This window comes from Photobacterium atrarenae (genome assembly GCF_024380015.1).
GTDB classification, from domain to species: Bacteria; Pseudomonadota; Gammaproteobacteria; order Enterobacterales; family Vibrionaceae; genus Photobacterium; species Photobacterium atrarenae.
The window spans coordinates 1,372,078-1,387,864 of record NZ_CP101508.1; the positions used below are offsets into that span (position 1 = coordinate 1,372,078).

The window sequence follows — 15,787 nt, forward strand, 5'->3', positions numbered from 1 at the left end:
GTGTAGGTATTTCAGGTTTATATTTATACGACGCAATAAATCTCACTGAATTATCACATTTTTGAATTGGTTTTGTTAATTCGATGACATAAATAAAATAAACAGAATCCGAACCCTGATGTGAGTTAAAATTCATCATTTTACTTGCCATCTGCACATTTTGTGTTTTATTTTTAATTTATATCAGTGACTTAAATTTAATTTTTGAATTTTAATTCGTGGTTTTTATATTCAGAAAACAGGTGGGTTCGTCAGGCCGTGTAATCACATTGTTACTGTTTTGAGTGTTCATTAGTCATTCTATAGTGATGGTGAATTGGTTGGTGCCGGGCGATAGAGAGCAAAAGAAGTACTTAAATATTGTTGATTTAAGCTGAGATAAAATGATCCTCTGAAAGAGGTTTGGGTGTTTTTTGTTCTGATTGGTTAAGTTGGCGTCAGTGGTGTGTTGGGGATAAACGCCATCGTTATTTTCTTCGTAGCAGAAAACTTGGTGAATGAGGGAATGGCTGTCTGAAAATAGAACCGGATGTTTATCGTTGGCGTGATACCGGTGATACTTTTTGCCTGTAGTTCTGAAGGCCAGCGTAAAGAATACAGGCGCAAACGTATGGTTGAATTGTGATAGGTGCGTATTGGTTCTGTTAACCCGATTAGGAGGTCCGTTTTTTAAGTTTCAGCGACTTTCTCAACTGCTGGATATAATCCACTCGTGCCGGGTTGACGGGTTTGGCCGCGACCTTCAATTGTTCGACTGCTTGCGCTTCACGCTCTGTGACACAGCGGCCATTGATCCGTATATGCCGATCTTTGGTCTCAATAGCAGCTTGCTGTGCTGCATTTTCCTGGGCTTTGGCGAGCGCTTCACGGGCAACACTCTGATTGGTCGGTGCAATGGTCGGCTGCCGGTTATCGAAGCGAGGTCTGGTCGTGGAATTCTGGCCCTGTTTGTCCCGCTGTCGGATAAAGTCATCTAAATAATCACTAAAGCTCATAAGTTCACCATCACCTGATTATTGGGGCGGATTGATTATATACCCAAAAGTTCCTCGCTGAACATCGTATCTTGTACTGATCCAACATTATCTGAATCCGATTCTGCTATTGCTTGGCGCTCAAAACGTTTTTTCGGTTAAGTGCAGCGGATACGGCGCATTGAGATACAAGCGATCAAACTCAGCCACCGGGACGGGCCGCCCAAAGTGAAAGCCCTGAAACTCTTCGACGCCGAGGTTGGCCAAAAATTGCTCCTGTGCCATTGTCTCTACACCCTCAGCGACGACACTCATCCCCAGATTATGAGCAAGTTCAACAATTGAGCGGGTGATGGTGATGTTGTCTTTATTCCAGGGTAAATCTTTTACAAATTCGCGGTCAACTTTCAGGATATGTATCGGGAAACGGCTTAAATATGCCAGAGAGGAATAACCAGTGCCAAAGTCATCAATGGCGATCTTGACTCCCAGATTCTCCAGTTGCTGTAACTTATCCAACGCAGTGGTGACATCCGCCATAATGACGCTTTCGGTGATCTCCAGCTCCAGGCGCTGTGGGTCACAGCCGTTTTCCGCAATGGCTTGCCGGACGGTTTCGACCAGGTTGGAGTTCAGCAACTGACGGGCAGAGATATTGAGGGCAAAGTTCAAAGGGGACTCTTTTTGTTGCCATTCTTTTAACTGTTGGCAGGCGGACTGGATCTGGTGCTCGCCGACTTCAATGATCATGCCGGAATGTTCGAGAATGGGAATGATTTCATAAGGTGGCTGGATATTGCCATCGGCATCTTTCCAGCGCAGCAATGCTTCGACACCACAGATTTGTCGGGTCGCCGTATCGACCTTGGGCTGATAGTACAACTCATAGCGGTCTGTGCCGATCGTTTTACGCAATTCTGTTTCTAACTGCATTTGCTTGATACTTTCTGCGCCCATTTGCGGGGTAAAAAAGCAAAACTGATTTTTGCTGCCGTCCTTGGCACGGTAGAGGGCAATATCCGCATTTTTAAACAGGGTTTCGACATCTTCACAGTCATCCGGGTACAGGCTGCCCCCCATGCTGGCCGAAATGAAGAGTTCTTTTCCGTCGATACAGAGTGGTTCATTGATATGTCGGATGAGTCGGTTAGACATTTTGACCAGATTGTCAGGCTCGACACCGTGTTTGACTAGTATGGCGAATTCGTCGCCACCCAGCCGTGCCAGGATGTCGCCTGACCGCAAGGCTCGCTGGATACGCTGAGCAACTGCGAGTAAGACTTTATCGCCAATGTCATGGCCTAAAGAGTCATTCACTTGCTTAAAATGGTCCAGATCAATCGACAACAGCGCGAACTTAGTGCCATGCGCATGATTTTCCGCGACGGCTTGCTCTAAAAATTGCTGAAGCAACATCCGGTTGGGGAGTTCGGTCAGTAAATCATAATGCGCCAGTTTGTGCAGTTTGCTCTCGAATAGTATCCGCTCGGTAATATCTTTTCCGGTGGAAATATAATGGCTGATTTTGCCCCGGCTATTGCGGATCGGGGAAATCGTTTTCTCCTCGTAGGCCACCGAGTTATCTGCTCGGGTGCGGGAGAGGACTCTACGGATGGTATGACCCTCTTTGAGCTGCTCCTGAACCTCACGAATATTTTCATCGTTGCCCAGGGTGCGCTTGAGCAGCATGGCTGACTGAGAGCCGAGGATGTCCTTGGATTGAATGCCGGTAAACTTCTCAAAGGCACGATTTACGTATTCGATAATACCACGATGATTTGTGATGAGAATTGAATCATTACTTTGCTCCAGGGCACGAGACATACTCTTTAGTTTTTCCTCCCGCTCAATCCAGTCGGTAATGTCGCGGAAGTTGAGTAGCAGCTCACGGCTGGCACTGTAGGTCGTTTCCGTGGCAATACACTCAATATACCGATCTCTGAGATCATTAAACTTCAGTCTGGTTTTGACGGGTTGATGGCTGTTTTGTGTCTGATTGGCGTGGGCTTGCGCAATCAACGCTTGCAGTGCCTGACGATTTTTTTGCCCGTGGATGAGGGTGAGCAGTGGCTTTCCAATCGCAGTTTGGAATTGAACATTCAGGATGCGACCGGCAGACTTATTGATTGAGTTTATGATGAAATCCTGGTTGACTGTGATGAGTCCGTCCGGTGCATTTTTGAGCACGGTTTTATACTTGAGCGCGGCGTCCTCGATTTCCAGTTTCAGTTGTTGTTCATCTCGCAGCATTTGGTAATAGCGCCAGGCGAGCATGATGCTACCGGCAAGCAGGCACATGCTTAGGAACGCGAACAGGAGGAGTTTGACGATGTTCTGTTTCGACATTGCCAGTGCTTTGGTCGCGGTTTTCAAATTCACCCCGGAGATAACCGTCCACGGTAGATCGGCGCCCTGAACAGGAAGTGCAAAGCCCATATGACTTGCGCTGAGCGCTGAAAAAACGTGGGCGTAGGTGTAGAGGTAATCGCCGTGTGTGATCTGACCACTGGAATGGGTTGAAATTTGTGCCCATAGCTCGGGGTAAGCTTGGGAGAACTTTTGAGTTGAGTTCTGGTGATCGGGTACCACGAATTGCTGGCTGCCCGGATCTCCCGGAGCTGACCCGAGCAACCATTCTCCATGGCGATTAATGAGCCAGTTCTCGTTATGATTCAGGCTCTGATGATTTTTTATCTGTCTCAAGTAATCTTCGACGAGGTAGTCGAGCACCACCAGCCAGCTCTTGCCGCCCAATTTTAAATGACTGATAAAGTGCAATGACGGCATGACGTAGGTTTCTATTTGCTGATGTTCAGTATCCAGGTCAAACTGAGAAATATAAATAGAGCCGGGTTGTATCTTCAGTGACTCTTGCACGTAGGAATGATGCCGTTTGTTTTGCAAATCGTCGGCAGGGAGAAGTACAGGCTGATTGTCGCTGACATGAACCCGGAGCTGTTCGTTACCTTGCTCATCAATTAGTTGAATCTGACTGTAATAGGTGCGTGTGTTGGCCATCCGAATGAAGGTATCGGACAGTGTTTGCCGATGAGTTTCAGTCAGTGGCCCATTGTGAGTTACCTCTGTAACCTTATTCGTGAGATAGCGCAGGTCTTCCATAACGGGGGTAAAATGGAGTCCGGTTAGCTGTAAGGTCGACAAGTGAAAAATGCGCTCACTTTCACGTATGCGTGATTCCATCTGCTGAACATCTTCGTTATAGACGTACCAGGCGACAAGAACGGTGCATGTCAGTAATGGAAAGAGCAGAACGATAAACCGCACTATTACTTGCTTCATAGGCCATCCGTGACGTCAAGCGATTCTCTCAATCTGAATAAATACCGGGTCATTTTCTCTGATGGACAAATAGACCATTAATTGAATTTGATTGAGCATCCAAACCTTTCACTCTTATTAAGTACAGTGTAGCAGTGAAACTTAAAGCTCATGTGTTTATTTAGTTGGGCTTTAGTGTTGGCAATTCAATGCAAAAAAAAGCCAGTCGCGATGGACTGGCTGATGAGACGGAATAATGATTTTACGATCTAGCTACGGGTATGTTCAAAGGCGAGCGCTTGTTTTTCTACCTGCCGAAATATGAGGGTCAGGGCGGCATTGACGGTTAAGTAGAACAGGCCGGCAACACTGAACACGACCAGGGTATCGTAGGTTTGCGCATTGATTCGCTGGGCATAGCCCATGACATCCATGATGGTGATGGTGCTGGCCAGGGAAGTCCCTTTAAACACCAGGATCACTTCATTGGAATAGGCTGGTATCGCACGGCGGATCGCATAGGGCAGCAGTACCCCGAGTGTGGCTTTACGGCCCATCCCCAGTGCCCGGCAGGCCTGCCATTGTCCGGCCGGAATACCGTTGAAGGCACCGTTGAACAACTGTGTACTGTAGGCTGCGGTGTTGAGCGACAAAGCCAGCATGGCACAGAACCAGGGTTGGCTGAGCCATTCCCAGAAAATACTGGTTCTGATCCATTCAAATTGGCCGGGGCCATAATAAATCAGGAAAATCTGGACCAGCAAGGGGGTGCCGGTAAACAGCGTGATCAGGCCGCGGCTGAAAGTGTTCAGAACCGGCAGTTTCAGAATTAGTGTCACGGTCATCAGCAGTGCCAGTATACAGCCCACCACCAGGGCGGCTACGGTCAGCTCCAGGCTGGTCCACAGGCCTTCTGCCAGTTGCCAGAGGTGTTGTTGATTCATACAGAAGCTCCTTGCGGCTGACCCAGACCGTGCGCACTGAATTTAAGATCCAGCCGTTTGACGACTCGTTGTGTCAGTAAGGTGATCACCAGATAGATCGCTGCGGCACTGGCATACCAGGTAAAGCTGTCGTGGGTGGCAGCAGCGGTCAACTGGGCTTGCTTCAGGAGATCCGTGACGCCAATCAGTGATACCAGGGCGGTATCTTTGAGTAAGACCAGCCACTGGTTGGTCAGTCCTGGCAGGGCATGACATGCTGCCTGGGGCAAAATGATGCGCATAAAAGTGCGGCTTTTGCCTAACCCCAGTGCGCTGGCAGCTTCCCGTTGACCGTTTGGCACGGCTTTTAGCGCGCCGCGCAGGGTTTGTGCGGCATAGGCGGCAAAGATCAGTGCTAAAGCAACAACCCCGGAGATAAACGGGCTGATATCGATGTAATCACCGGTGATCAGAAACAACACTTGGGTTGAGCCGAAAAAAATAAACAACACCACCAGGAGTTCTGGTAACCCCCGCAGCAGGGTGACCAGCGCCGTGGTTGGCCAGGCAATCCAGCGGTGGCGCGACATTTCGCCACCGGCAAAAATGACGGCCAGGACCAGCCCCAGCAGCAGGCTGGCAAAAGCCAGCTGCAAAGTCAGCCAGCCCGCTTCTGCCAGGGTCGATAAGTAACCGGACAGCACCATATCACTTTCCGAAGTACTTGTTGTAGATGGTCTGATATTCGCCACTGGCTTTCACAGTTCTGAGCGCGGTATTGAGTTTATCAAGCAGTTCCTGATTCTTTTTGTTGACCGCAATACCAAAGCCGTTGCCGAAATATTGCGCATTGGTGACCGGCTTGCCGACAAAGGTAAGTTGGTCATTTTTCTCAAACCATTCAGCAACGACTGCGGTATCACCGAACACGGCATCAATCCGGCCATTTTGCATATCAATGAACGCATCCTGGTAGCTGGCGTATGGGACTGAAGTTACCCCGGCCATCTGCTCTGTTAAGTAGCTCTGGTGCGTGGAGCCGTTCTGCACCCCGACGCGTTTGCCTTTCAGCGCATCCTGGCTTGCAACATGACCGCTGAGTGCAACAAAAGCGGCGGCATTCTCGTAATAGGCGTCGGTAAAGTTGACTTGCTGCAGGCGCTGCTCGGTAATATCAATTCCGGAGATCGCAGCATCGTAACGACGGAATTTCAGGGCCGGGATCAGGCTGTCAAAAGGTTGGTTATGGAAACTACATTTGACCTTGATTTCCTGACAAAGCGCGTTGGCCAGATCGACATCAAACCCCTGGATTTGATTATTTTCATCAATATATTCAAACGGCGCGTAAGTGGCCTCCATGGCAAATTTAATCTCTTCCTGAGCCATTGCGTTCGCGGAAGCCATGCCGATCAGGGTTGCCAGTAGGATCTTTTTCATGCTTGTTACTCCATGTCACTGTCTGTCCGGCGGTGCTGCGTCAATGTTGAGCAGCAGCGACGGTAAAGGGGGATAAATTAATGGGTTAAATATTCAGCAAATGCGGCTGTGCTTGGGTTGGTAAATGCGTCTTTGCTTCCGTGCTCAACAATGTGACCTTGCTCGAGGTAGAGCACATGGCTGGCAATTTTTCGGGCAAAATCGACTTCGTGCGTTACGACGACCTGAGTAATGCCGGTATCACTCAAGTCGTTGATGATATTGACAACCTGGTTGGTAATTTCCGGGTCCAGCGCCGCAGTCGGCTCGTCGAACAGCAGAACCTCGGGCTTCATCATCAAGGCTCTGGCAATTGCCACCCGTTGTTGCTGGCCGCCGGAAAGGTGCAGCGGCCATGCATCGGCTTTAGCGGCCAACTGCAAGGTCGCCAGAATTGACTGCGCTTCCTCAATGGCGGCGGCTTTGCTCATGCCGGCGACTTTCACCGGGGCTTCGATCAGGTTCTCCAGCACGGTCAGGTGAGGCCACAGGTTGTACTGCTGGAACACCATCCCGACCTTGCGTCTTAAAGCCAGGCCATTCTTCTCGGCAATCGGCGCATCGAAGTTAAAAGCTTGCCCGGCAATCTGAAGCTGGCCGCTGCCGGCGGTCTCCAGCAGGTTCAGAATGCGTAACAGTGAGCTTTTCCCGGCACCGCTGGGCCCCAGTAAAACCAAGGTTTCTCCTTGCTGGCAGGAAAAACTGATGTCGTGTAGAACCTGTGTCTGGCCGTAGAATTTATTCAGACTGCTTACTTGAATACCCATGCTAACTTTCTGCATTAAACGTCGGTTGGCGTTTATATTACTCAGGGCGGCATCTTATGCAAGAAAAATGTATAAATAATCTAATGTGTTGCATTATTGTTTGAAAAATGTACCGGGGTCGGGTTTATATTCTGGTTAAACCAGTGGTTTAGAGGTGGGTTGTTACATTTTGGCAGGGCGGAAATCGCTGACTGGTTTTCAGGGTGATATTTTAGTCAGTGGATGGGGATAAAAAGGCTGCCGGAATGGCAGCCTTGGATCAATTGGGGTTAAGAATAATCAGTGTGCCTCGTTGGCGGCTTGCTCTGCCATGGCCGCTTGCTGCGGTGTCTGACGGCGGGACCGGACCACCAGTGCGAATCCTGCCAGGGCAATAAAGCCGGTGACAAACATGGCAACGGTGACGGTATGCAGACTGTAGGCCGAGAATGCTGACACCAGGCCGCTGGCAGCAAAGCAGACCGCAGTTTGCAGGAAGTTCAACAAGCCGGCAGCGGTAGCACTGCAGTTTTTGAAGTCTTCCAGTGCTTTACTGATCACAATCGGATAAATCGCACCATTGGCCACAGCCAGCAGGCAGAATGGAGCCAGGATCGGCCAGATAGTCGTGGGTTCCGTGTTGAACGCGATCAGTAGCATCACCGTGACGCTGCCGATGAACAGCTTCAGCAGCCATGGCAAAACACGTTGACCATCAAACTTGCTCAGCAATGCCCGGCAACCATAACCGCCGATAATAAAGGCCGCAGTTTGCGGTGCGTAGCTCAGGCCGATATCGGCACCCGAGTAGCCCATCGCCGACATCACGAATGGCGAGCCAGTCAAGTAAGCAAAGAAGGCTGCCGAACAGGCCGCAAAAATGAGCATATTTCCGACGAACTTTTTTGAACTTAAAATTTGACGGTAGTCGCGCTGAAGCTGGGTCAGGACTTTTTCTTGTTTTTTGTCCATTTTGGCGCTTTCAGATTCTTTCAGCGTCATTACGGACAGAATAATCCCAAACGCAACCAGGACAATGAAGATGCTGCGCCAGCCAAACTGACCTTCCAGCATGGCGCCGGCCAGCGGCGCCAGTGCCGGCGATAGAGCCACTAACGGCATGATGGTGGCGAAGACACGTTCTGAAACTTTGCCTTCATAGCGGTCAACCACGACGGCTTGCCAGATCACTGTTGCGCTACAGGCCCCCAAGGCTTGGGCAAAGCGAGCGATCAGCATCACTTCAATACTCGGTGCAAAAGCACACAGCAGTGACGCAACACTGAACAGCATCATCCCGCCCATTAGGACTTTAATCCGGCCAATCCGGTCGGAGAGCGGGCCGTAGATCAACTGGCCCAGTGCCATGCCCAGCAGGAAGATGCTGAGTGACAAGCCAATCAGGGATTGGGAGGTGTTGAATTCGGTTTGCATGGTGGCGAAAGCCGGCAGATACATATCTGTGGCTAAGAAGCCCAGCATGCTGAGAAATGCAAACCAGATGAGTGTGATTTTTGAAGGTTGAGTGTTCATAAAGGTGACTATATCGATTTCAATTTTTTGCTAGTTTAAGCTTGGTGGTTCGTAGTGTGAAACGGTAAAATTTCAACACTGCTTTCAAAAAATTTGATGTGATATGTTTTCGTACAATGAATTGCAAGTGATTGATGTTGTGGCCCGGCGGGGAAGTTTTTCTGCGGCCGCTGAAGAATTGCACAAAGTCCCGAGCGCGATCAGCTACACGGTCCGTCATGTCGAAGAACGGCTGGCGGTTGAATTGTTTGTCCGATTGCATCGTCAGGTTCAGCTGACACCAGCCGGCACATATTTCGTCGAGGAAGCCCGCCAGCTCATCAAGCAGATGGAGCAGGTGAAACTGCAAACTCAACGAGTGGCCAACGGTTGGTCACAGAGTGTCTCCGTCGCGCTGGACACTGTTGTCCGCGAGAGCCGGGTGAATACCTTGGTGCGTGATTTTTATCAGCATTTTCCGGATGTCGAACTGCACTTGTCGATGGAAGTCTTTAACGGGGTCTGGGATGCCCTGGCGGACGGCCGGGCCGATCTGGTGATTGGTGCCACAGCAGCGGTGCCGGTGAGCGGCACGTTTGACTACCGGGATATGGGCACGCTGGGCTGGACGTTCGTTGTTGCGCCGGATCATCCCCTGGCAGCGGCTGAAGCGCCGCTGGAGCCGGAAGCATTGGCAAAGTATCCGGCGATTTGCCTGGAAGATACCGCCAGGGTTCTGCCCAAACGGGTGACTTGGCTGATGGACAACCAGCGCCGGATCATGGTGCCGAACTGGCATAGCGCGATGCAGTGTCTAAAAGCCGGGCTTGGGATCACCGTGGTGCCGGAACATATGGCCAAACCCCGGGTGGCTGCCGGCGAGCTGGTGGAAAAGCAACTGGCGATTCATCCACCGGTGAGTCCGTGTTGTCTGGCCTGGAATAAGGAGCGTCTAAACCCGGCGCTGACCTGGCTGCTGAATTATCTGGGTGACAGCGAGCAGTTGCACCGGGAGTGGATGCGTTAGTCAGCCGCTTGCTCGGCGGATGGCGCTACCGGGGTTTCTGTCTGACTTTCAGCAGCTTGATCTTCTGCGGGTTGTTGTTCAGCACCTTCGGCGGCCATTTTGGCGCGCTCGGCTTTGGAAATATAGCGGGGCTTATTGCTGCGGTGCAGTTTGGCGTTTTGTTTCTTCTGTTTCTTTTTCAGAGTTTCGTTAATTTTTTTCTTACGGTTCATGATGCGGTCAGCTCAGTGTGATGCTTGCAAGGGTTAAGCATACCAGAAAATGTGCGGACGCACGCTATTGTCTCGGGCATCATGGCGCCGGGCTATAACAGCGGGGTGGACTGTGTTTGGGAAGATGGATCAGATTCAGGTGGTTACGGCGGGCCCATTGCACCGTCAGTGCGGTCGGGGCAGACAATGTAACCAGGGTTCCGATCCGGGCACGCACCGTTTTGTGGATCAGTTCCAGGCTGCAGCGGCTGGTGATCACTGCAAATCCTTCTTTCGGGTTTATCTCTGCCGTCGCTATGGCACCAATTAGCTTGTCCAGGGCATTGTGGCGGCCGATGTCTTCCCGGCACAGGACGATCTCCCCGGCTTGATCTGCATAAAGGGCCGCATGTAACGCGCCACTTTGTTGTGCGGCAACCTGGGCTTGGCCAATGCGCGTGCGTAAGCCTTTCAAGCTTGCAGCCAGTGGAAGCGGGGTGGGTTGTAACGGCTCAAGTTGAGGTAGTGCCTGCTCTAAGGCTTCGACGCCACAGAGCCCACAGCCACTGGTGCCGGCTAACTGCCGACGATTCTGTTTTAGTGCCCAGAAGGCCCGGTTCGAGATTTCAACGGCTGCGTGGTGTGATTCGTATGCGGCGATGATGTCGATATCATGAATTTCGCGAAATGAGCGGATAATACCGGTACTCAGACTGAACCCTTTGACAAAGTCTTCGAGATTGCCCGGGGTGACCATCATCACCGCCTGGCTGATGCCGTTATAGCTTATGGATAAGGCTGTTTCGCTGGCCAGGGGAAAATGTCCCACTGCATGATCGTCTCCCAGGTCCTGATAGCAGTATGTATCCGGGACAGGCGGAGCCATGTTGATATCGGGGAGCTCGGGCAGTTTTTTCACGGGTTCATTCATGGTCATGCCTTTTGGTCATTCATCTTGCAGCGGTTGGTTCAGTTTTGAGTTTAGTGTCTTTTTTGTTGCCAATTCGTTTCGGAGTCAGGCCATGCCGGTTGCCGGTTTAAGGTCAAGCACTGGTGCCAAAAATGGTCTGTGCCTCGGTAAAACATTGTTCAGCCAGTGCTGTACGTGGTTCGCTGCGCCGCATCAGCAAGCCGATAGGCGACTGGACTTCAGCACCGGAGATGGGCACGATTTGCAAGTGATCATTCAGGGCTTCTAATCCGCTGTGCAGCGGCATCACAGCACAGCACATGCCGGCACTGACCGCTTGGATCAACTGGAAGGTAGAATCGCCTTCAATAACAACTTGCGGCACCAGTCCTTTACTGCTGAAGCTCAGATCTATCGATTGACGGTAATGCATCCCTTTGGTCAGCAGGCCCAATGGGATCTCATCGAGATGGTTCCAGGTTAATTCGGATTCGGAAAACTCAAAATGGCGAATGTCATGTAGCAGTCCCATCCTGGTTGCAGAAAGTTTGATGATGTCGAAATGGGTGGTGTCGACCTGCTCAAGATAACACAAGCCCAAATCGAGCTGATTGCGGTTCAGCCCGTCAATTACTTGCTCTGAGGTCATCGAAGACAGTTGGTAGCGTAGCTCGGGGAATCGCTGCGACAGGGGTTTCAGAAGCTGCATCGGATTTTGGCTCGCCAGTGGCACAATGCCTAAACGCAGGCTGCCGACTAACTGACCGCGGCAGCTCGCCGCTTCTGCCTGAAGGCCGTCATGTGCAGCCAGCACGGTTCTCGCCCAGGCCAGGATCCGCTCACCGGCTTCAGTAAATCCCTCAAAACGCTGGCCGCGTTCGATCAGAACCAGGTCGAGCTCATCTTCGAGATTTCGAATACGCATCGACAGTGTGGGCTGTGTGATATGACACAGTAACGCAGCCTGCCCGAAATGTCGGGTTTGATCCAGCGCGATGAGGTACTTGAGTTGCTTAATATCCATAAAATATCCTGGTCACATTGTCGCCGGCAATATGGTTACGATTAACCTTGGTCGGGGATGACGTATTGCGATTGCGTTGCTCAGCGAGAAATGGCGGTTGATTCACTTCAGTTGGCGGTGAATGATAATTTTTGCCTTTGATATCGTTGTGAATGTCTTATCGAGGTTCATGATTTGAGATGATGAACAACGAGAGATAAGAAGCATGAAGCGACTCGTTTAGCTGTCTGAATCAGAGGTGTTTTTTTACGGTCATCGTATGCGTACGGGGGAACTTTGTTACATTGACTCGCAAGTTACCGACAATATTCAGATAAACACCCGCCTTACATTTGATCTAAATCAAGAATATGGCTGCAACAAACTTCAGTCAAATGAGTCGTATTGATGGCGTGATAGACATCATCTATCACGCCGGAAATATAGAGTTGATGTCGCTTGATAGATAACATTGATGATGAGGTAAATGCTTTCAATTGGACGCTAATCAGCAAAGTGAATAATCTTTGATGCAAATCAAAGTAATTGCATAGCCACTTTCCTGGCGACAATTGTCTGTACCCAATATTGATGAGCGAACCACAGCGCGTTTGAGAAAAACCCGTTCCTGATAACCTGTTTTTAGTCAAACGCCCGGTGCCCATATTAGCAGCCTACTCGCTGTCTCGTTCATTGCTCTCGCCAAATGAGGAATACCTTCATGAGTCAAAAAGAACATATCAGAGATTACAAAGCACCTGCCGGGGGATGGGGGGCGCTGAGAAGTGTCACCAAAAGTTGGCTGGGCAGCGAAAACGCCTTTCGCAACCTCAGAACCATGCTCAAAACGAACCAGAATGGCGGCTTTGACTGTCCGGGGTGTGCCTGGGGAGAATCGCCTGAAAACGGCATGGTGAAGTTCTGTGAGAACGGCGCGAAAGCGGTGAACTGGGAAGCGACCAGCCGTCGGGTGGATCCGGCGTTCTTTGCTCAATACAGGGTGTCCGACCTGGCGAAGCAGACCGATTACTGGCTGGAGGATCAGGGCCGCCTGACGCACCCGATGCGCTATGATGCTGAAACGGATCACTATGTTGAAACCTCCTGGAACGAAGCTTTTGCGCTGGTTGCCAAACATCTCAATGAGCTTGATTCACCGGATCAGGCGGAATTTTATACCTCTGGTCGCGCCAGCAACGAAGCCGCATTTCTTTACCAGCTGTTTGTCCGTGCCTTTGGCACGAATAACTTCCCCGATTGCTCCAATATGTGCCACGAAGCCAGCGCGATTGCAATGTCCGATACCATCGGCGTCGGTAAAGGTACCGTGGTGTTTCAGGACTTGGAGGAAGCTGATGCAATTTTTGTGATTGGCCAGAACCCCGGCACCAATCATCCGCGCATGCTGGAGCCGCTGCGTGCCGCAGTGAAGCGCGGCGCGCAGGTGATCTGCCTCAACCCGTTAAAAGAACGCGGGCTGGAGCGGTTTCAGAACCCACAGCTGCCGGTTGAAATGTTGCGCAATGGCTCGGAGCCCACCAATACGGCGTTTTTCCGTCCAGCGCTTGGTGGCGATATGGCTGTGTTCCGCGGTATGGCGAAATTCTTGCTGAGCTGGGATCGTGAGGCGCAGGAAAAAGGCGAACCGGCAGTGTTGGATCATGCCTTTATTCAAGAGCACACCTGCGGGTTGGATGACTATCTGAACGCGGTTGATGCGACATGCTGGGACCATATTGTTGAGCAATCCGGGCTGACCTTGGAAGAGATCGAAGTACTGGCGCGGATGTACCGTCGGGCTGACAAAGTGGTCATGTGCTGGGCGATGGGGTTGACCCAGCACCGTCACTCGGTGCCCATCATTCAGGAAGTCGTGAATCTGCAACTGTTGCGCGGAAATGTCGGCAAGCCGGGCGCGGGTTTGTCTCCGGTGCGTGGTCACAGTAATGTGCAGGGCGACCGGACGATGGGGATTAATGAGCATCCGCCGGAGGCGTTGCTCAATGCGCTGGAAAAACGCTTTCAATTTGAAGTGCCGCGCATGCATGGTCACAACACGGTTCAGGCCATTCAGGCGATGGAAGAAAAACGAGCCAAGGTTTTTCTGGGGCTGGGTGGTAACTTTGCTCAAGCCACACCGGATACCCCAAGAACGCATCGTGCGCTCCGCAGTTGTGAACTGACCGTCCATATCGCGACGAAACTGAACCGATCTCACCTGGTCACCGGACGAAATGCATTGATCCTGCCGTGTCTGGGGCGGACTGAAATTGACATGCAGGCTGAAGGGCCGCAAGGGGTCACGGTGGAAGATACGTTCAGTATGGTCCATATCTCCTATGGTCAGCTGAAGCCGCGTTCACCTATGCTGCGTTCGGAAACGTCTATCGTTGCGGGGATCGCCAAGGCGACACTTGGCAACCATCCGATCGACTGGGACTGGGCGGTTGCTGATTACAGCCGGATCAGGGATTTGATCGCCGATACCATCCCCGGCTTTGAGAACTTTAACGAAAAACTGAAGCACCCGGGGGGATTCCATCTGGGCAATACTGCGGCAAACCGGGTATGGAATACGCCAAGCGGCAAAGCACAGTTCAGGGCGACCACATTGCCAACACAACTGGTGAATGAAAGCGTGCTGGAGAAAGGCGATAAACCGGATTTGATCTTGCAGACCATGCGAGCACACGATCAGTACAACACCACGGTGTATGGTCTGGACGACCGCTACCGTGGGGTATTTGGCCTGCGTGATGTGGTGTTTGCCAATGAAGCGGATATTCGCCGTCTGGGGTTTGAGCCGGGTGAAAAAGTCGACCTGGTCTCGCTGTGGGATGATGGCCGCGAGCGCCGGGTGTCTGACTTTGTCTTGGTGGCTTATGATATTCCGCCGGGTCAGGCCGCCGCGTATTACCCGGAAACGAACCCTTTGGTGCCGCTGGAAAGCTACGGTGATCGGACGTTCACGCCAACCTCCAAGTTTATCGCGGTTAAACTGGAGAAAGCGAAGCCGAGCGCGGTGATCCCGACTCAGCAGTAACTGGATCATAGGTGAATGACAAGCCGCCGCAGATCGCTTTCCGATCTGCGGCGGCTTTTCGATTGGGCAGGCGGATCAGGACTGGGCTTTCAGGGTCTGATAACCGGCCCAGATCCGCGTGCTGGTGGTGATCCAGCACAGCGCACCGAAGATCCAGGCGATCAGGGCAAAGTACTGTGGCAGCAGACAGCACAGGACAAAACAGGCAATGGTTTCTGTGCCTTCGGTCAGCCCACCAATATAGTACAGCGACTTTTGCTTGTAGACCGGGCTTTCGAGGTTGCGTTTGCTGGCCATGATCGCAAAGGCCAGAAAGCTGGAACCGGTGCCGACAAAGGCAAAGATCAGAAATGCCCCGGCGACCGCATTGGCCTCGGGGTTGGCCAGCACAAAGCCGAACGGGATCAGGGAGTAGAACAGGAAATCCAGCGTAATATCGAGAAACCCGCCGCAATCAGTGATCCCCTGACGCCTGGCGACTGCGCCATCTAACCCGTCAAAAAGCCGGTTAAGGAGAATGAAAGTCAGTGCCCAGCCATACTGCTCCCAAGCGAGGGCAGGCAGGGCCAGCAGCCCGAATACAAAGCCGGTCAGGGTGATCTGGTTAGCATTGATCCCCATTTTATCCGGTAGTGCAGACAGCGATTGTAATGGCCAGCGGATCACTTTGATGGCATAACGATCTAACATGCGATTCTCT

General features: G+C 51.5%; 13 protein-coding genes. 2 read left to right on the plus strand and 11 right to left on the minus strand.

What is annotated here, in order from left to right; all coding sequences use genetic code 11:
- Positions 1–653: 653 nt before the first annotated feature.
- The 7 genes from NNL38_RS06465 to punC all read right to left on the minus strand — a co-directional run bounded on the left by NNL38_RS06465 (position 654) and on the right by punC (position 8,934).
- Positions 654–995 carry a hypothetical protein gene (locus NNL38_RS06465; protein ID WP_255390189.1) on the minus strand — a complete coding sequence of 114 codons (342 nt, stop codon included), beginning with the start codon at positions 993–995 and terminating at the stop codon, positions 654–656.
- A 120-nt stretch (positions 996–1,115) separates the two neighbouring features.
- Positions 1,116–4,274 (minus strand): EAL domain-containing protein, encoded by a 3,159-nt coding sequence (locus tag NNL38_RS06470; RefSeq protein WP_255390190.1) that lies wholly within the window; start codon positions 4,272–4,274, stop codon positions 1,116–1,118.
- Between the two features lie 248 nt (positions 4,275–4,522).
- Positions 4,523–5,197, minus strand: a complete 675-nt coding sequence (gene artM, locus NNL38_RS06475) for an arginine ABC transporter permease ArtM (RefSeq protein WP_255390191.1) — start codon at positions 5,195–5,197, stop codon at positions 4,523–4,525.
- Positions 5,194–5,883 carry an arginine ABC transporter permease ArtQ gene (gene artQ, locus NNL38_RS06480; protein ID WP_255390192.1) on the minus strand — a complete coding sequence of 230 codons (690 nt, stop codon included), beginning with the start codon at positions 5,881–5,883 and terminating at the stop codon, positions 5,194–5,196. The genes artM and artQ overlap by 4 nt, the downstream gene beginning before the upstream one ends.
- Before the next feature lies 1 nt (position 5,884).
- Complete coding sequence (locus NNL38_RS06485; RefSeq protein WP_255390193.1) at positions 5,885–6,616, minus strand: arginine ABC transporter substrate-binding protein; 732 nt, start codon at positions 6,614–6,616, stop codon at positions 5,885–5,887.
- Between the two features lie 77 nt (positions 6,617–6,693).
- A complete protein-coding gene (gene artP / locus NNL38_RS06490) occupies positions 6,694–7,422 on the minus strand; it encodes an arginine ABC transporter ATP-binding protein ArtP (protein ID WP_304414193.1) in 729 nt (242 codons plus the stop codon).
- A 279-nt stretch (positions 7,423–7,701) separates the two neighbouring features.
- A complete protein-coding gene (gene punC, locus NNL38_RS06495; RefSeq protein WP_255390195.1) occupies positions 7,702–8,934 on the minus strand; it encodes a purine nucleoside transporter PunC in 1,233 nt (410 codons plus the stop codon).
- A gap of 103 nt (positions 8,935–9,037) precedes the next feature.
- Between punC and punR the strand changes: the two genes are divergently transcribed.
- Complete coding sequence (gene punR, locus NNL38_RS06500) at positions 9,038–9,940, plus strand: DNA-binding transcriptional activator PunR (RefSeq protein ID WP_255390196.1); 903 nt, start codon at positions 9,038–9,040, stop codon at positions 9,938–9,940.
- Here the strand turns inward: punR and NNL38_RS06505 are convergent.
- The 3 genes from NNL38_RS06505 to NNL38_RS06515 all read right to left on the minus strand — a co-directional run bounded on the left by NNL38_RS06505 (position 9,937) and on the right by NNL38_RS06515 (position 12,065).
- Positions 9,937–10,152, minus strand: a complete 216-nt coding sequence (locus NNL38_RS06505) for a DUF2986 domain-containing protein (protein WP_255390197.1) — start codon at positions 10,150–10,152, stop codon at positions 9,937–9,939. The two genes, punR and NNL38_RS06505, sit on opposite strands and share 4 nt — an antisense overlap.
- A 79-nt stretch (positions 10,153–10,231) precedes the next feature.
- Positions 10,232–11,062, minus strand: a complete 831-nt coding sequence (fdhD, locus tag NNL38_RS06510) for a formate dehydrogenase accessory sulfurtransferase FdhD (RefSeq protein ID WP_255390198.1) — start codon at positions 11,060–11,062, stop codon at positions 10,232–10,234.
- A gap of 112 nt (positions 11,063–11,174) precedes the next feature.
- Complete coding sequence (locus NNL38_RS06515) at positions 11,175–12,065, minus strand: LysR family transcriptional regulator (protein WP_255390199.1); 891 nt, start codon at positions 12,063–12,065, stop codon at positions 11,175–11,177.
- A gap of 700 nt (positions 12,066–12,765) precedes the next feature.
- Here NNL38_RS06515 and NNL38_RS06520 point away from each other — a divergent pair.
- On the plus strand, positions 12,766–15,087 hold the full coding sequence (locus tag NNL38_RS06520) for an FdhF/YdeP family oxidoreductase (RefSeq protein WP_255390200.1): 2,322 nt from the start codon (positions 12,766–12,768) through the stop codon (positions 15,085–15,087).
- 75 nt (positions 15,088–15,162) lie between these two features.
- On the opposite strand, the gene NNL38_RS06525 is transcribed toward NNL38_RS06520, so the two are convergent.
- Entirely contained in the window at positions 15,163–15,777 is a 615-nt protein-coding gene (locus NNL38_RS06525) for a CDP-alcohol phosphatidyltransferase family protein (protein WP_255390201.1), read from the minus strand.
- Positions 15,778–15,787 lie beyond the last annotated feature (10 nt).

Excerpts from the sequence above, each read along its gene's own strand:
- NNL38_RS06465 (WP_255390189.1), bottom strand. The coding sequence starts at position 995 with ATGAGCTTTAGTGATTATTTAGATGACTTTATCCGACAGCGGGACAAA.
- NNL38_RS06470 (WP_255390190.1), bottom strand. The coding sequence starts at position 4,274 with ATGAAGCAAGTAATAGTGCGGTTTATCGTTCTGCTCTTTCCATTACTG.
- artM (WP_255390191.1), bottom strand. The coding sequence starts at position 5,197 with ATGAATCAACAACACCTCTGGCAACTGGCAGAAGGCCTGTGGACCAGC.
- artQ (WP_255390192.1), bottom strand. The coding sequence starts at position 5,883 with ATGGTGCTGTCCGGTTACTTATCGACCCTGGCAGAAGCGGGCTGGCTG.
- NNL38_RS06485 (WP_255390193.1), bottom strand. The coding sequence starts at position 6,616 with ATGAAAAAGATCCTACTGGCAACCCTGATCGGCATGGCTTCCGCGAAC.
- artP (WP_304414193.1), bottom strand. The coding sequence starts at position 7,422 with ATGGGTATTCAAGTAAGCAGTCTGAATAAATTCTACGGCCAGACACAG.
- punC (WP_255390195.1), bottom strand. The coding sequence starts at position 8,934 with ATGAACACTCAACCTTCAAAAATCACACTCATCTGGTTTGCATTTCTC.
- punR (WP_255390196.1), top strand. The coding sequence starts at position 9,038 with ATGTTTTCGTACAATGAATTGCAAGTGATTGATGTTGTGGCCCGGCGG.
- NNL38_RS06505 (WP_255390197.1), bottom strand. The coding sequence starts at position 10,152 with ATGAACCGTAAGAAAAAAATTAACGAAACTCTGAAAAAGAAACAGAAG.
- fdhD (WP_255390198.1), bottom strand. The coding sequence starts at position 11,062 with ATGAATGAACCCGTGAAAAAACTGCCCGAGCTCCCCGATATCAACATG.
- NNL38_RS06515 (WP_255390199.1), bottom strand. The coding sequence starts at position 12,065 with ATGGATATTAAGCAACTCAAGTACCTCATCGCGCTGGATCAAACCCGA.
- NNL38_RS06520 (WP_255390200.1), top strand. The coding sequence starts at position 12,766 with ATGAGTCAAAAAGAACATATCAGAGATTACAAAGCACCTGCCGGGGGA.
- NNL38_RS06525 (WP_255390201.1), bottom strand. The coding sequence starts at position 15,777 with ATGTTAGATCGTTATGCCATCAAAGTGATCCGCTGGCCATTACAATCG.